The 15,561-nt window shown below is 61.4% G+C and carries 12 protein-coding genes and 3 tRNA genes; 7 read left to right on the forward strand and 8 right to left on the reverse strand.

The window, feature by feature from the left end:
- Positions 1 to 185: 185 nt before the first annotated feature.
- The 4 genes from PJE01S_RS02380 to PJE01S_RS02395 form a co-directional block, all read right to left on the reverse strand.
- Positions 186 to 262, reverse strand: a tRNA-Gln gene (locus PJE01S_RS02380).
- 75 nt (positions 263 to 337) lie between these two features.
- Entirely contained in the window at positions 338 to 1,261 is a 924-nt protein-coding gene (ispE, locus tag PJE01S_RS02385) for a 4-(cytidine 5'-diphospho)-2-C-methyl-D-erythritol kinase (RefSeq protein WP_068831511.1), read from the reverse strand.
- Positions 1,262 to 1,329: 68 nt separating this feature from the next.
- Positions 1,330 to 1,734, reverse strand: a complete 405-nt coding sequence (locus PJE01S_RS02390; protein ID WP_245660547.1) for a lipoprotein insertase outer membrane protein LolB — start codon at positions 1,732 to 1,734, stop codon at positions 1,330 to 1,332.
- A 123-nt stretch (positions 1,735 to 1,857) separates the two neighbouring features.
- Positions 1,858 to 3,630: a tetratricopeptide repeat protein gene (locus tag PJE01S_RS02395; RefSeq protein WP_068831513.1), complete on the reverse strand. Its 1,773-nt coding sequence runs from the start codon at positions 3,628 to 3,630 to the stop codon at positions 1,858 to 1,860.
- Between the two features lie 96 nt (positions 3,631 to 3,726).
- Here PJE01S_RS02395 and mutM point away from each other — a divergent pair, with 96 nt between their 5' ends.
- From mutM to mutY, 3 genes are all read left to right on the forward strand, one after another.
- Positions 3,727 to 4,542, forward strand: a complete 816-nt coding sequence (mutM, locus tag PJE01S_RS02400) for a bifunctional DNA-formamidopyrimidine glycosylase/DNA-(apurinic or apyrimidinic site) lyase (protein WP_068831514.1) — start codon at positions 3,727 to 3,729, stop codon at positions 4,540 to 4,542.
- Between the two features lie 75 nt (positions 4,543 to 4,617).
- Positions 4,618 to 6,597 carry a dynamin family protein gene (locus PJE01S_RS02405; protein ID WP_068831515.1) on the forward strand — a complete coding sequence of 660 codons (1,980 nt, stop codon included), beginning with the start codon at positions 4,618 to 4,620 and terminating at the stop codon, positions 6,595 to 6,597.
- Positions 6,598 to 6,675: 78 nt separating this feature from the next.
- Positions 6,676 to 7,755, forward strand: a complete 1,080-nt coding sequence (gene mutY, locus PJE01S_RS02410) for an A/G-specific adenine glycosylase (RefSeq protein ID WP_068831516.1) — start codon at positions 6,676 to 6,678, stop codon at positions 7,753 to 7,755.
- 40 nt (positions 7,756 to 7,795) lie between these two features.
- Here the strand turns inward: mutY and rapZ are convergent, their stop codons facing one another.
- From rapZ to PJE01S_RS02425, 3 genes are read right to left on the reverse strand one after another with little or no spacing between them, the layout of a single operon-like run.
- Positions 7,796 to 8,662, reverse strand: a complete 867-nt coding sequence (gene rapZ, locus PJE01S_RS02415) for an RNase adapter RapZ (protein WP_068831517.1) — start codon at positions 8,660 to 8,662, stop codon at positions 7,796 to 7,798.
- The gene (gene recN, locus PJE01S_RS02420; protein WP_068831518.1) at positions 8,662 to 10,305 is read right to left on the reverse strand and encodes a DNA repair protein RecN; all 1,644 of its coding nucleotides are present in this window, start codon (positions 10,303 to 10,305) and stop codon (positions 8,662 to 8,664) included. Before recN ends, rapZ begins: the two co-directional genes overlap by 1 nt.
- Before the next feature lie 31 nt (positions 10,306 to 10,336).
- Positions 10,337 to 11,212, reverse strand: a complete 876-nt coding sequence (locus tag PJE01S_RS02425; protein WP_068831519.1) for an NAD kinase — start codon at positions 11,210 to 11,212, stop codon at positions 10,337 to 10,339.
- Positions 11,213 to 11,260: 48 nt separating this feature from the next.
- Between PJE01S_RS02425 and hrcA the strand changes: the two genes are divergently transcribed.
- The 4 genes from hrcA (at position 11,261) to greB (ending at position 13,169) form a co-directional block, all read left to right on the forward strand.
- Positions 11,261 to 12,280: a heat-inducible transcriptional repressor HrcA gene (gene hrcA / locus PJE01S_RS02430; RefSeq protein ID WP_068831520.1), complete on the forward strand. Its 1,020-nt coding sequence runs from the start codon at positions 11,261 to 11,263 to the stop codon at positions 12,278 to 12,280.
- A gap of 24 nt (positions 12,281 to 12,304) precedes the next feature.
- Positions 12,305 to 12,381 (forward strand) — tRNA-Ile (locus PJE01S_RS02435).
- Between the two features lie 25 nt (positions 12,382 to 12,406).
- Positions 12,407 to 12,483: transfer RNA gene (locus PJE01S_RS02440), tRNA-Arg, on the forward strand.
- A gap of 122 nt (positions 12,484 to 12,605) precedes the next feature.
- Entirely contained in the window at positions 12,606 to 13,169 is a 564-nt protein-coding gene (gene greB, locus PJE01S_RS02445; protein ID WP_068831521.1) for a transcription elongation factor GreB, read from the forward strand.
- 89 nt (positions 13,170 to 13,258) lie between these two features.
- Here the strand turns inward: greB and PJE01S_RS02450 are convergent, their stop codons facing one another.
- Entirely contained in the window at positions 13,259 to 15,502 is a 2,244-nt protein-coding gene (locus PJE01S_RS02450) for a RelA/SpoT family protein (protein WP_068831522.1), read from the reverse strand.
- Between the last annotated feature and the right edge of the window lie 59 nt (positions 15,503 to 15,561).

Raw genomic sequence — 15,561 nt, forward strand, 5'->3', positions numbered from 1 at the left:
AATTTTTATCGAGGCAAAAATACGCACGGGAAAACACGTTGCAACAGGGACTTGGCAGTGAGTGCCGGTTGCCGGTGCTTCCAAAATACGCAGACCCGCCACTCTGCGGGTCTGAAGGACCCGCGGATACACATCACGCGGGCCGGGAGTCAACTCAGACCCGCTCCGGGCGGATCTGAAAAATTTGGCAGGGGTGGAAGGATTCGAACCTGCGAATGCCGGAATCAAAATCCGGTGCCTTAACCAGCTTGGCGACACCCCTACACAGGACAATTGTTGTTGCCAACAACCGACCTATTAATCGTCGCTTGAAAACACAATCTCAAGAGCGGCTATTTTACCAAGCTGCCAGAGGGTGCGCCTCCAAAGTACTGCATTTTTTTATCTTCCAGTCATCGGGCAGGCCCGACAATTCAGACAGATCAATGTCATGCAGCAATTGCGCAAATACAGCACTTCCCGAACCGGTCATTCGCCCATCGAGATGCTGCGCTTTCAGCCAATCGAGAGATTGGCCAATCTGCGGACACATCGCCTGTGCAACCGGCTGCAAGTCGTTATGGCCAAATTTGAAAACCTGGTCATCTGCATGTGCAGCAAAGCCTAGCATTGTAGCAGTTTCTGTATCGCGTTTTAGCGATGGCGCGCTGAAAATACTTTGCGTGGGGACTCCGGCGGCTGGTTTGAGCACCAGAAAGCGGGCGCAAGGCAGTGTGATGGGGCTTATTTTCTCGCCTATGCCTTCGACCCAGGCATGGCCGCCCGAGAGGAAAAAAGGCACGTCGGCGCCCAGTGAAAGCGCTAGCGTGCGCAGTTTGTCGGCGGGCAGTCGCACGCCCCAGAGGCGTTGCAGCGCCAGCAGGCAGCTCGCGGCATCGGACGAGCCGCCGCCCATTCCGGCCTGCGAGGGAATGCGCTTTTCAAGGCTGATGTGCACGCCCAGGGGCGTTGCGCAGGCTGCCTGCAGGGCCTTGGCGGCGCGAACGGCCAAATCTTCCGCCGGCAGCGCTTCAGGCGGGGTGCCGGCCGGGTGCTCCGGGTCGCCGAGGTCGGTGCGGCTGATGTGCCCGTCGGTGCGCAGCTCGAAGTGCAAGGTGTCGCACCAGTCGATCAGCATGAACACCGACTGCAGCAAATGGTAGCCGTCGGGCCTGCGCCCGGTGATGTGCAGGAACAGGTTGAGCTTGGCCGGCGCGGGGACGTCGTAAAGGGCCTTGAGGGGCCGCTGGGCGCGCGAAGGTGGAGCGGTGCGTGTCGTCACGTGGGGATGATCCGGGAAACAGCGCGGTCGTGCGATGCCGCGCAGAGTTGATTCACTGCTTGATTCACTTATTGATCCAGCACGACGCGCAGGTCAGCCTGCGGCGTGGGCTGGATTCGTTTGGCTGAAATGCGGCCTTCGCCGCGCCGGGACAGATCGGCCGACCAGCCGCTGACGCTGGCGTTGTCGCCCTGCAGCCAGGCAAACAGCGCGTTCAGCGGCAAGGCTGCGCCCGTGGCTTGCGCCATCAGTTCGTCGATGGAGGCAAAGCGCTGGATTTTCTGGCTGCCAGAGTCCAGTTCCGCTTCGCCGGGCGACCAGCGCAGCACGCTGAGCACATTCCCCAGGGGGCTGATCAGGGTCAGTTCACCGCGCTCGGGCTTTCCCTTGAGCTCAAAGCTGGCTGAAAACGACTGCGCGGGCTCGCTCTGGACCTGCAGGCTGAGGCGCCCTGTCCAGAATTCATTTTTCAAGTCATTTGTGCTTGTAGCCCTTGGTGGAACTGCGCAGCCAGCTATTAAAAGAGTAGCAAGAAGAGTTCCGCAAATGAGTGCGGAACGCAGGCGGCTGGTGAGGCGCAAGGGACGGGTCCTGACTTAGAGCTTCACGTGCAGGCGTTTGAGCGTCTCTAGCAGCGTTTCATTGTCCGGGTTGATCAGCCGGCCTTCCTTCCAGATGGCCATGGCGCGGTCACGCTGCCCCATGCTCCAGAGCACTTCGCCGAAATGCGCCGCGATTTCGGCATCGGGTTTGGCCTTGTAGGCGGCCTCAAAAATCCGCACGGCCTCGGCGTGGCGACCCATGCGAAATTCGACCCAGCCCAGGCTGTCCTTGATGAAGGGATCCGCCGGCGCATATTCCAGCGCTTTCTGGATCAGCGCGCGTGCTTCCGCCAGGCGGATGTTGCGTTCTGCCAGCGAATAGCCCAGGGCGTTATAGGCCTGGTGGTAGTCGGGCTTGAGCTTGATGATCCGGCGCAGCAGCTGTTCCATCTCGTCCAGCGAATTGAGCTTTTCGGCGAGCATGGCCTGGTCGTAGAGCAGGTCCGTGTCCTCGGGGGCTTTGGCCAGGGCCTGCTTCAGCACATCATGGGCCAGGCGGTATTGCTTGAAATCGCGCAGCAGGCCGACTTCGGCATTGAGTTTCAGCCGGGCATCGTCCGGGCTGCGTTCAGGCAGCTGGCGGATCAGCTGGCGGCCGGCTTCCAGCTTGCCCTGGCTTGCCAGGATGGAGGCGCGCCGGGCTTGCGCCTGGGCCAGCTCCGAGGAGTTCTCAATCTTGTTCAGCCAGCTTTCGGCCGCCGCGTAGTCCTTGCGTTTTTCGGCCACTTGCGACAGGGAGAGGTAAGCCTGGGCCAGGCCGCGGCTGATCTCGGGCTGCGGTGCCTGCTGCCGGGCCAGCGCAACAAAGCGCTCCAGCGAGGCCTGTGCCTGTGCCAGCTGGTTGTCCTGCAGCTGCAAGGAGCCCAGAACCAGCCAGCCTTCCGGGAAGTCGGGTCTTTCGCTGGTCACGATCTGCAACTGGGCGATGGCTTCCGCATAGCGCTGCGCATCCAGCAGGGCGCGTGCATAGGCCATGCGGATTTCCGGCAGGGCTTTGGCATGGCCCTCGAGGTATTTCTGGACCAGGCCTTCGGCTTCAGGCAGTTTGGGGTCCATCAGCTCCAGGGCGATCACCGCCGGGCCCTCCGAGCGGGCATCCACGGCCTGGCCGCGTTTGGCCGCATCCAGTGCGCCAGGCGCGTCGCCTGCGGCCAGTCGCATCTGTCCCACGGTGGTCCAGGCGGCGCTGGCGGTTGCCGGATGGCTCAGGTAATTGGCCAGTGCCTTTTCGACCACGGTGCTGGCCAGTGTTTTGTCACTGGCCCGGGCATAGGCGCGCGGCACCGCTGCCAGCACCTGCGGGCGCTCGGGCTGCGGCGCCAGTTCAATTTCGGTTTTCAGGGGTTCGGCCGTGTCGGCGATGCGGTTCAGCGCAATCAGGATTTGCAGCACATAGCGATTGGCTTCGCGCGAGGCGGGTTGCGCCTGTTTCCAGGCGCGGGCCGACTGCAGTGCGGCGTCGCCGGAGCGCGACTGCAGCGCGATCTCGGTGGCCCGCTTGTAAAGCAGGGCGTCGTTGGTCTTTCGGGCGGCATCCAGCATCAGCGCGAAGCTCGCGGCAGGCTCGTCCTCCTGCAGGGTGATTTCGCCCACCAGCAGCTGGTAAAACAGCGCGCTGTCGAGCAGCGAGGACGGCGCTGCGTCCTGTGCGGCCCTGGCTTCGGCCAGCCCTGACGGCACGGCTGGCTCGGATGCCTCGGTTTGGGCCATAACCAGGGGCGCGGCGAGCCACAGACAGCCAAAGGCAAGGCCAAGTATTTTCTTCATCAGGCCATGATAATTGAAGCTTACCTGCCACGTTTCCCACCTTGCCCCCAGGGTCTGTCCTCGCGCTGCGGTTTCTGCGCCTCTTTTTGTGAGCCTATGCCTGAGTTGCCCGAAGTTGAAGTTACCCGCCTGAGCTTTGCCAACCGCATTGCCGGCGCCCGCATCGAGGCCGTGCTCATGGGGAAACCCCTGCGCTGGCCGCTGGGTTGCAGCCCGCAGCAGCTCGTTGGCCAGAGCGTGCTGGCCGTGCGCCGCCGCGGCAAATACCTTCTGCTTGATTTGAGCGACGGTTTGCTGCTGATTCACCTGGGCATGTCGGGCAGCGTGAGTTTCGCCACCGGCTTGCCCGGGGCGGGCAAGCATGACCACTTCGAAATGGTGACCAGCCTGGGCACCTTGCGCCTGCACGACCCGCGCCGGTTTGGGGCGGTGGTGTACGCCAGCGGTGAAAGTGACGCGGTTGCGCAGAAATTGCTGGGCCGGCTGGGCGTCGAGCCTCTCAGCGAGGCGTTTGACGCGGCGGCTTTCCATCAGGCGCTCAAGCTCAGGAAGACGCCCATCAAACAGGTCTTGCTGGGCGGCGAGGCGGTGGTGGGCGTGGGCAATATTTATGCGTCCGAGGTGCTGTTTCTGGCCGGCATCCGCCCCACCACGAAGGCGTTCCGCATCAGCAAACCACGCGCCGCGCTGCTGCATCGCGCCATTCAGCAGGTACTGGCACAGGCCGTTACAAAAGGGGGCAGCACGCTGCGCGACTTTTCCAATGCCCATGGAGAGGCGGGGCATTTTCAGCTGGACGCCATGGTCTATGACCGCGCGGGCCTGCCGTGCAGGGTGTGTGCCGCACCGATCAAAAGCATACGGCAGGGCCAGCGCTCGACTTTTTACTGCGTCAGCTGCCAGAAACCCTGAGTCTGTCGTCTTGCCATCGGTGCTGGCGCCGGAGTGGCGATGCTATATTGACCGTCAACACTTCTATGGCTGACCATGTCCTTTAACGAACAATTTGACCAGCACGGCGCATGGCGGCGCGAATTTGCACTGCGCCTGAAGCTGCTTGCCGAATGGATGAAAGACCATGATCTGCTCGATGCGGCGGTCGAGGAGCGTTTGCAGCGGCTGGAGACGCAGGTGCGCTCCGACAAGGTCATGGTGGCATTTGTGGCGGAGTTTTCGCGCGGCAAGTCCGAGCTGATCAATGCCATCTTTTTTGCCGGCTATGGCCGCCGCATCATGCCGGCCAGTGCCGGGCGCACGACCATGTGCCCGACCGAACTCGGTTATGACGCGGACGTGCCGCCCTGCCTGCGCCTGCTGCCCATAGAAACGCGGCTGCAGACGCAGGCGCTCATGGAATGGCGCATGGTCCCGGAAAAGTGGACGCGCATTGACCTGGACGTGAATGACCCTGCGCAGCTGGCGCAAGCCCTTGAGAAAGTGGGTGAAGTCCGGCATGTCACCCAGGACGAGGCCCGCGCCCTTGGCTTCTGGCACGACAACAGCCCGGACGACAATCCGCTGGTGGGCCCGGACGGCTTGATTGAGGTGCCCAGGTGGCGTCATGCGCTGATCAATATTGCGCACCCGTTGCTCAAACAGGGACTGGTCATTCTCGATACACCGGGCCTGAACGCCATTGGCGCCGAACCCGAGCTGACGGTGAGCCTGATTCCCCAGGCGCACGCCGTGGTGTTCATTCTGGCGGCCGACACGGGCGTGACCAAATCCGACCTCTCCATCTGGCGCGAGCACCTGATCACCGAGGGCAATACCACCGACGCCCGTCTGGTGGTGCTGAACAAGATTGACACCCTGTGGGATGCCCTGAGCACGCCCGAGCAGGTGCAGGCGCAAATCGACAGACAAAGGGCCACATCGGCAGAAATTCTGGGCCTGCCCGAATCGCAGGTGATTCCGGTTTCAGCGCAAAAAGGACTGGTTGCCAAAGTCACCGCGGACATGGCGCTTTTGCAGGCCAGCCAGTTGCCGGCGCTGGAGCTGGCGCTGGCGCAGGGCGTGATGGGGCCGCGCCAGAAAATCCTGCGCACGGCGGTTGACGCCGGCATCGCCGAACTCAGAGTGGAGGCCGGACGGGCCATGCACATTCGCCGGCGCGATCTGGCCGAGCAGATGATTGAGTTGCGCGGCTTGAGAGGTAAAAACGTTTCCGTGATCAAGCACATGCGTTCGCGCATTGAGCAGGAGCAGACCGAGTTTGCCGCCAGCGGCGCCAAAATACACGCGGTGCGATCGGTGCACCTCAAATTGCTGCGCGAAATTTTCCATTTGCTCAGCACGCCAACGCTCAAGGCCGAACTGGCAGAGCTGACCGCTGCGCTCAAACAGCCGGGTATCAAGCTGGGCGTTAAAAAAGCCTACGGCCAGACTTTTTCCAGGCTGCGTGAAGGCCTGCAAAAGGCACAGCTATGCAGCGGCGAAATCCAGGCCATGCTGACGGTGTCTTTCCAGAAGCTCAACGCCGACTTCAGCTTTTCGCTGCAGGCGCCGAAGGAGCCCGAATTGGCTCGCTATGTGCATGATCTGGCGCAAATTGAGCGCAGCCACCTGCAATACCTGGGAGTGAGCAACATACTGAAACTGTCCCAGGCGGGCTTTTCCGAGCGCTTGATGCGTGCCTTGGCCACCCGTCTGCGGGTGGTGTACGAGTCCGCATTGGGCGAGGTGGAGCTCTGGAACAAGTCGGCGGCATCGCAACTGGATGCGCAACTGCGCGAGCGGCGCCGCAATTTCGGACGCCGGCTTGAGGCCATAGAGCGCATCCAGCAGGCCGCCTCGGGCCTGGATGAGCGGATTGCCGAAATTGATGCCCAGGAGCATGTTCTTGATGAACTGGACGCCAAATTGCACGCGTTGACCTCCCATCTGCTGGGTGGCCCCTTGCTGCAGGCTCCGGCGCATGATTCGCCCGCCGCCTCAGTCCATGCGGCGATGGTTGCGGTGGCCTGAGCGTTGGCTATTTCCACAAGCACCCGGCGCCAGCAGGAAGCGGCAGGCCAGCCCGCGTCCGGGGAAGGCAAAAACGCCATGTTGAAGCAAATTTCACTTTCCGGTTTTGCCCAGGCAGTCGTGCGCTGGCAGGAAACGCATGGCCGTAACAGCCTGCCCTGGCAAAACACGCGCGATCCCTATCGTGTCTGGTTGTCCGAAATCATGCTTCAGCAAACGCAGGTCACGACCGTCCTGGAGTACTACGCCCGGTTTCTGCAGCGCTTCCCCACGGTGAGTGACCTGGCCGCCGCGGGACAGGATGATGTGCTGGGTTTATGGAGCGGCTTGGGTTATTACAGCCGCGCACGCAACTTGCATCGTTGTGCGCAGGATGTGATGGCGCTGCATGCGGGGCAGTTTCCGCGCACGGCAGAGCAGCTTCAGACCTTGCCCGGCATAGGCCGGTCAACAGCGGCGGCGATTGCCTCGTTTTGCTTTGGCGAGCGCGTCGCCATTCTGGATGGCAATGTCAAACGGGTGCTCACGCGGGTGCTCGGCTTTTCTGATGATCTGGCGAAAAGCGCCAATGAGCGTGCGCTCTGGGAGCGGGCAACAGACCTGCTGCCCCAGCATGATTTGCCTGCAGCGATGCCGCGTTACACCCAGGGTTTGATGGACCTCGGTGCGACAATTTGCACAGGCCGGCAACCCCAGTGTCTGCTGTGCCCGGTACAGGCGCTGTGCAGCGCTTTCGCGGCGGGGGAGCCCGAAAAATACCCTGTCAAGACACGAAAACTCAAGCGCAGCGCACAGGCGCTGAGCCTGCTGTGGGCGCAGAGGCCGGACGGCTCGGTATGGCTTGAAAAGCGTCCCGCCTCTGGCATATGGGGCGGACTTTACTGCCTGCCCGTGTTTGAAAGCGACGCGGCGCTGAAAGCGCTTTTGCCCCCAGGTTTGCACGACCATCTTGAACCGCTGCCGCATTTCGTGCATGTCCTGACGCACAAGGATTTGCACCTGGCGCCATGGGTTGCCGACTTTCGGGCCGGTCAGGCCATGCCGGCCAGCATCGTCTCGGAGGATTGCGCCGGGGCATGGTTCGGTCCGGATGTGTGGCCGGGTCTGGGCTTGCCCTCACCGATTCGTAAACTGCTGGTACAGGATGTGCCCGCCTAAAACTGCTTTCCCGCCGGCAGGTTCACCAACGGCGGCCTGATCAGAGGGCATCCAGTTCGCGGTGCCGCTTCAGGGTGGGCCACTGGCGGCTGAAGGCTTCGGCCAGGGCTTCCACGAGATAGACCGAGCGGTGTTGGCCGCCGGTGCAGCCAATGGCCACCGTGACATAGCTGCGGTGATCCCGTACCAGCGCGTGCAGCCAGTGGCTGAGGAACTGTTCGATGTGATTGAACATGTCCTCCACTTCCGCATGGGCCTTCAGGTAGTCCGCCACGGGCTGGTCGCGTCCGGTCAGCTGGCGCAGGCCCGACTCGTAATGCGGATTGGGCAGCATGCGCACGTCAAACACATAGTCGGCATCCAGGGGTACGCCCCGCTTGAAGGCAAATGACTCAAACACCAGCGTCAGCTGGGTGGGCGGGGCGGAAATCAGCGCTTTCACATAGCCCTGCAGCTGTGAGGCGCGGATCATGCTGGTGTCGAGCACATGCGCCTGCTCGCGCATCTCGCCGAGCAACTCGCGCTCCAGTTCTATGGCATCCACCAGCGCGCGATGCTGGTCGGAGGTATCCATGCGCGACAAGGGGTGAAGCCGGCGGGTTTCCGAAAAGCGCCGCACCAGTGTTTCGGTGTCGGCGTCGAGAAACAGCGACTGCACCGCCACATCCTGCTCACGCAATTCGCGCAGCTGTTGCGGAACAAGCGGCAAGGACGTGGCGCTGCGCACATCCATCGCAATCGCCACCTTGGGCGCGCCATGCTGCTGCTCCAGCACCACAAAAGGCGTGAGCAGTTCGGGCGGCAGGTTGTCCACGCAGTAGTAGCCTGCATCTTCCAGCGCGTGCAGGGCGACGGATTTTCCGGAACCCGACATCCCGGTAATGAGGACCATTTCCAGTGCCGCCATCACTGCCCCAACATTTCCTTGGCGTGCGCCAGCGTGGTGCCGGAGAGGCGTTCGCCGCCCAGCATGCGGGCAATTTCGGCCACGCGCTGCTCGCCGTTGACATGGTCCACGGAGCTGATGGCGATGCCTTTTTCCGCGCGCTTGGCCACCACCAGGTGCTGGTCGGCACAGGCAGCGACCTGGGGCAAATGGGTCACCGCCATCACCTGCCGGTCCCTGCCCAGCTGCTTCATCAGGCGGCCCACGGTTTCGGCCACGGCACCGCCCACGCCCGAATCAACCTCATCAAATATCAGTGTCTGCGCTTGCCCCAGCTGGCTGGTGGTGACCGCGATGGCCAATGCGATACGTGACAGCTCACCCCCCGAAGCGACCTTGCCGACGGGCCTCGGCGTGCTGCCGCTATGGCCGGCGACCAAAAATTCGGCCTGCTCAAGGCCGTGCTGGGCTGGCTGCTCCAGTTTGGTGAGGGCGACGTCAAATTTGCCGCCCTGCATGCCCAGGCCTTGCATGGCCTGGGTAATGGCTTTGGCGAGTTGCGGCGCGGCCCTGCCGCGGCCTTTGGAAACCTGGCGCGCTTCTTCCAGATAGGCCGAGTTGGCCTGGGTTTCGTTCTTTTCCAGCTGAACCAGATCGGCTGCCGCATCGAGCTTTTGCAGCTCTGAGCGCCAGGATGCCAGCAATTCCGGCAGCTCCGCCGGGGGACGTTTGTAGCGCCTGGCCAGGCTGACCCACAGCGACAGGCGTTCGTCGAGTTCTGCCAGCCGCTGCGGCTCCAGTTCGGCGTGCCGGGCATAGCCGTGCAGCGAATGAACGGCATCTTCCATTTGCGCCAGCGCAGCACTCAAGACCTCAACCAGTCCTTTGAATTCGGGCTCTATATGCTCCTGATTTTGAAGCGCTGAAATGGCGCGGCCAAGCAGCGAGCTGGCATTGTCATCGGATTCCTGCAAGGCATCCACCGCGGTTTGCACGGCGTCAAGCAGGGCTTGCGCGTTCGACAGGCGTCCGTGCTGGGCATTGAGTTCCTCCCATTCATCAACGCCGGGCGCCAGCTTGTCCAGCTCGCCTATTTGCCACGCCAGGCGCTCGCGTTCGCGTTGCAGGCTGTCCTGCGCATGACGCGCTTGCGCTAGTGTTTTCTGGGCCAGTCGCCATTGTTGCCAGCGGCTGGACAACTCCTCGGTGGAGACCTCCGCATAGGAGTCCAGCAGGCCGCGCACGGCGTCGGGGCGGGTCAGGCTTTGCCAGGCATGCTGGCCGTGGATGTCCACCAGCCGGTCGGCGATGTCCTTGAGCTGGGTGGCGGTGGCGGCGCTGCCGTTGATCCAGGCGCGGCTTTTGCCCTGCGCATCAATCGTGCGGCGCAGCAGCAGGCTATCGCCCGCTTCAAAGCCGGCTTGCTCCAGCCATTGCGTCAAACCGGCAGGGCTGTCGAATTCCGCGCTGATCTCGCAGCGCGGCGCGCCTTCGCGCACCACGCCGGCATCGGCGCGCCCCCCGAGGGCCAGTTGCAATGCATCAATCAGGATGGATTTGCCGGCCCCGGTTTCACCGGTGAGCACGGTAAATCCATCCGACAGATCCAGATCCATTTCGCGGACGATGACGAAATCGCGAAGCGAGATACTTTTGAGGCTCATAACTTAAGTCCAGGCCAGTTCCAGGGGCCGGTCAGCCCGCGCCTTCATTCCAGTGAAGCTTTTTGCGCAAGGTGTCAAAGTAACTCCATCCCTTGGGGTGGAGAAAGCGCATCTGATGCGCCGAACGCCTGACGGTGATCCGGTCACCGTGCAACAAGCTGGCCAGCGACTGCATGTCAAAGTTGGCGCTGGCATCCCGGCCTGCTACTATTTCAATAGCTATCTCTCCAGTATCTGAAAGGACAATGGGCCGATTTGACAATGTATGCGGGGCGATCGGCACCAGCAGCCAGCCGGCAATGGATGGATGCAGCAAGGGCCCGCCGGCGGAAAGCGCGTAGGCCGTGGAGCCGGTCGGCGAGGCAATGATCAGGCCGTCGGCACGCTGGTTGGCCACAAAACGGCCATCCACCTCAACGCGGAGTTCCACCATGCCGGCCGTCGCGCCACGGTTGACCACGACGTCGTTCATGGCGGTCGCGCTGAAAACGCAGTGGCCGTCACGCACCACCTTGGCCTGCATCATCCAGCGCCGGTCTTCCTCAAATTCACCGCGCAGCATGGGTTTGAGTGTGTCCTGGTAATCTTCAAAGGCGATGTCGGTGATGAAGCCGAGCCGTCCCTGGTTGATGCCCACCATAGGCACGCCAAACTGCGCCAGCAGCCGGCCTATGCCCAGCATGGTGCCGTCCCCGCCGACAACGAGGGCGAGGTCGCATTGGGCTCCTATGCCGGCCGCATCCAGCGTGGGAAATTGCGTCAGGCCGGTATTGCTGGCCGTGTCCTGCTCAATAGCGACATCGCAGCCTTGTGTGCCCAGAAAATGCGCGATGTCTTCCAGCGCGGAACGGGACCCGTGGGCCTGGAACTTGCCGATCAGGGCGACATGGCGAAATTGCGACTTCATTGGCAAATTACATCACAACATCCGTTACAAGCTTCGTAGAATGTAAGCATGCTTGATGACCGCGCCCGTTTGTTGTTGAAAGCGCTTGTCGAACGCTATATAGCGGACGGCCAGCCGGTCGGTTCGCGCACGCTGTCCAAGGCCTCCGGTCTGGAGTTGTCACCGGCCACGATACGCAATGTCATGAGCGATCTGGAGGAGCTCGGCCTGATTGTCAGCCCGCATACGTCTGCCGGCCGCATTCCTACCGCCAGGGGCTATCGGCTCTTCGTCGACACCATGCTGACCGCGCAGCGCGATCCGCTGTCTGTGGGGGGGCACATAACCGCGCCCAGACTTGCGCCCGATCAGCCGCAGAAGGTGATCAGCAACGCGGCCCACATGCTGTCCAGCCTGTCGCAGTTCGTCGGGGTGGTCATGGCGCCGCGCCGCACATCGGTGTTCCGGCATATCGAGTTTCTGCGCCTGTCTGAAAAACGCTTTCTGGTGATCATCGTCTCGCCGGACGGCGATGTTCAAAACCGCGTCATCTTTACGGAAGCCGACTACACGCAGTCGCAGCTGATCGAGGCTGCCAATTTTCTGAACTCGCACTACGCGGGCATGGCCATTGAAGAGGTACGCGAGCGCCTGCAAAATGAGGTGGAAGCGCTCAGGGGCGAAATTGCCACCTTGATGCAGGCCGCGGTCAAGGTCAGTTCCGAGGCCATTGAATCGCGCGATGAAGTGGTGATCTCCGGTGAGCGCAACCTGCTGGCCGTCAGTGATTTCTCCAGCGACATGGGCAATTTGCGCAAGCTCTTTGATCTTTTTGAACAGAAGGCGCAGCTGATGCGCTTGCTCGATGTGTCCAGCCGCGCCGAAGGTGTGCGCATCTACATAGGCGGTGAAAGCCAGGTCATTCCCTATCAGGAGCTGTCGGTGGTCACGGCGCCTTATGAGGTCGATGGCCAGGTTGTGGGAACACTGGGTGTGATTGGCCCCATGCGCATGCCCTACGAAAAAATGATCCAGATTGTCGATATCACCTCCAAACTGGTCAGCTCGGCGCTTAGCCACAGCAAGTAGCCCCTACAATCTAGGCATAAACGGGGGGCGTTAGCTCAGTTGGTTAGAGCAGAGGACTCATAATCCTTTGGTCGACAGTTCAAGTCTGTCACGCCCTACCATTTATGCGCTATAATTTAAAGCTTAGCGGCTGTAGCTCAGTTGGATAGAGTACTTGGCTACGAACCAAGGGGTCGTGGGTTCAATTCCTGCCAGCCGCACCAAACGACAAGCCCTAGAACTGAAAGGTTCTAGGGCTTTTTCGTTTCTACGCTACTTTCTCTTAGGGGACTTTGGGGGAGTGGTATTCCCCAGTTCCCGCGCTCAATGCTATTCTGGTCTGCGCATGAACAAAGCCTTTACCAAAGAAACCGAGCCTGACGACGATGAGCCGGCACTGGCACCTTTGCCCGTGGGGGGTAAAAACTACATCACCCCCCAGGGGTATGAGCGCCTGCGCGCCGAATTGCTTGAGCTGATTGACAACGAGCGCCCCAAGGTCGTGGATATTGTTCACTGGGCGGCCAGTAACGGTGATCGTTCCGAGAACGGTGACTACCTGTACGGTAAAAAACGCCTGCGCGAAATTGACCGGCGCATCCGGTTTTTGACGAAGAGACTGGAAATAGCCGAAATCAGCGATCCCTCTCTCCACCACGGCAGCGATCAGGTCTTTTTTGGCGCTACCGTGACCTATGTTGATGACCTGGGTGAGGAGCGTTGCGTCACCATTCTGGGCATTGATGAAGCCGACAGTGCACTGGGGCAAATCAGCTGGATTTCTCCCGCCGCGAGAGCGCTGCTCAAATCCCGGGTGGGGGATGAGGTCAATCTGGTCACGCCCCAAGGCCTGCGAGTGCTTGAGGTGCTGAAGGTCGAATACCCGGCCCCCGATACTGCGGCGCATTGAGCTCTGTTGTGCCTGGCGAGTCCGATGAAGAGAACGAGGCGACTCTTGGGGGGGAATGCGCAAATCCAGATGGTGAGAGCGGCAACTGGCTAGCCGGTCGCCTTGGCGCGCTGCACCCGCAGCACCGACGGGGTGCGCTTGATGCTGCGCAGTACCGAAGCGAGGTGAATACGATCACGTACTGCCACGCCAAAGCGCAGATCCGTCGCATCCTGCGCGGGATCATTACCCATATTCACCTGGGTGATGTCGGCTTCAGCGCCGGCCAGGGCGGCGGCTACACGTGCCAGTACGCCCTTGCCGTTGGTCACCGTGATCAGGAGATCGGTTTCAAAGGTGCGCACAGGCTCATCCGACCAATCCACCGCAATAAACCGTTCGCTGTCTCGGTGTTGCAGGCGTTTGGCCACCGCGCAGTCATCCGTATGCACGGTCAGACCTTCGCCTCGACCCAGATAGCCGAGGATGCTGTCACCCGGGATAGGGCGGCAGCAGGGCGCGAACTGCACCGAAGTGCCTTCACTGCCATCCAGCAGCAGCGCACCCTGAGAGACTGATTCATGCGCGGTGTAGCGTTCGCGGCTCATCAGCAGGGCATCGGGTTTTTCACCGGTTTCGGCGAGCAAGGTCACGATGCGCTTGGCCACCATGCTGGCAATGCGCTTGCCCAGACCGATGTCGGTGAGTAATTCGGCGCGCGAGCGATTGCCGGTAAAGCGCAGAATTTTTTCCCAGGTGGCGTGATGGGCTTCATCGTCCTCGGAAAGGCGTTCGCGGTCTATGCCTTCGGCCCGCAGCGCCTGGGCCAGCATTTTTTCGCCCAGAACCTGCGATTCGGCCAGCGCCATGGTCTTGAGGTACTGGCGTATTTTGGAGCGTGCCTTCCCGGTTCGCACAAAGCTCAGCCAGCCCGGGTTGGGGTTGGAGACGGACGCCGTGGTGATCTCGATCACATCGCCGTTGTGCAGTTCGGAGCGCAGGGGCACCTGCTCGCCATTGACTTTGGCCGCGACCGCGCGGTGGCCCACATCGCTATGGATGGCATAGGCAAAATCGACAATCGTGGCGCCACGCGGCATCGCCATGATCTGGCTTTTGGGCGTGAACACATAGACCGCTTCAGGAAACAGGTCGATCTTGACATGATCCCAGAACTCGGCCGCGTCACGCGTTTCCTGCTGGATATCCAGCAGCGACTGCAGCCATTGAGCGCCCAGTCGCTGTGAAGCGTCGCTGTTTGGATCCGTGGCCTTGTAGAGCCAGTGCGCCGCTACACCCGATTCGGCCACGACATGCATGGCCTCGGTACGCATCTGAAATTCGATATTGGTCCCGAACGGGCCTACCAGGGTGGTGTGCAGCGACTGGTAGCCGTTGATCTTCGGAATCGCAATATAGTCCTTGAACTTGCCGGGCAGGGGTTTATAGAGCTGGTGCAAAACCCCCAGCGCGGTGTAGCAGCCTGTCAGGTCCTGCACGATGATCCGGAAGCCATAGAGGTCCGTGACCTGGGCAAAAGACAGGTGCTTTTCATCCATCTTGCGGTAGATGGAGTAGAGCGTCTTTTCGCGCCCATCGATATGAACCGGGATATGGGCATTGACAAAGGCGGACTCGACTTCGGACTGCACCCGCTTGATCACATCGCGCCTGCGGCCGCGCGCGCGCACCAGGGCTTTGGCCAATGTGACGTAACGCCATGGATGCAAATGCCTGAACGACAGGTCTTGCAGCTCCCGGTAGGTTGCGTTCAGGCCCAGGCGGTGCGCAATAGGGGCGTAGATATCCAGGGTTTCCTGCGAAATTCTGGCCCATTTGGTGCGCGGCACATCACCCAGCGTGCGCATGTTGTGGGTACGATCGGCCAGTTTGATCAGAATCACGCGCACATCGCGCGCCATGGCCAGCAGCATTTTCCGGAAGGACTCGGCCTGATTTTCTTCCCGGGTATTGAATTCCAGCTTTTCCAGTTTCGTCAGGCCGTCCACCAATTCGGCCACGGGGGCGCCAAACCGCTCAATCAGTTCGGGCTTGGTTACGCCGCAATCTTCAATGGAGTCATGCAGAAGCGCCGCCATCAGCGCCTGTGCGTCCAGCTTCCATTCTGCGCACTGTTGCGCGACCGCGATGGGGTGGGTGATGTAGGGCTCGCCGCTGTTTCGCAGTTGGCCCAGATGGGCCTCGTCGGCGAAGCGGTAGGCCCGGCGGACACTTTCGACGTCTGCCGCACTCAGGTAGTCCAGTTTTGCCGTGAGCGCCGCAAAGCTGGCCGCGGCGGCGTTGGCGGCAGGGGTCGATTTGCCGGAAGTGACGGGCGAAAGCATGGCGCTCATGCCTTAAATGTATCGCGGCATGAATGGAATATGAAAAAAGGGACTTTGGAGGATGTAGG

This window comes from Polaromonas jejuensis NBRC 106434 (assembly GCF_001598235.1).
GTDB classification, from domain to species: Bacteria; Pseudomonadota; Gammaproteobacteria; order Burkholderiales; family Burkholderiaceae_C; genus Polaromonas; species Polaromonas jejuensis.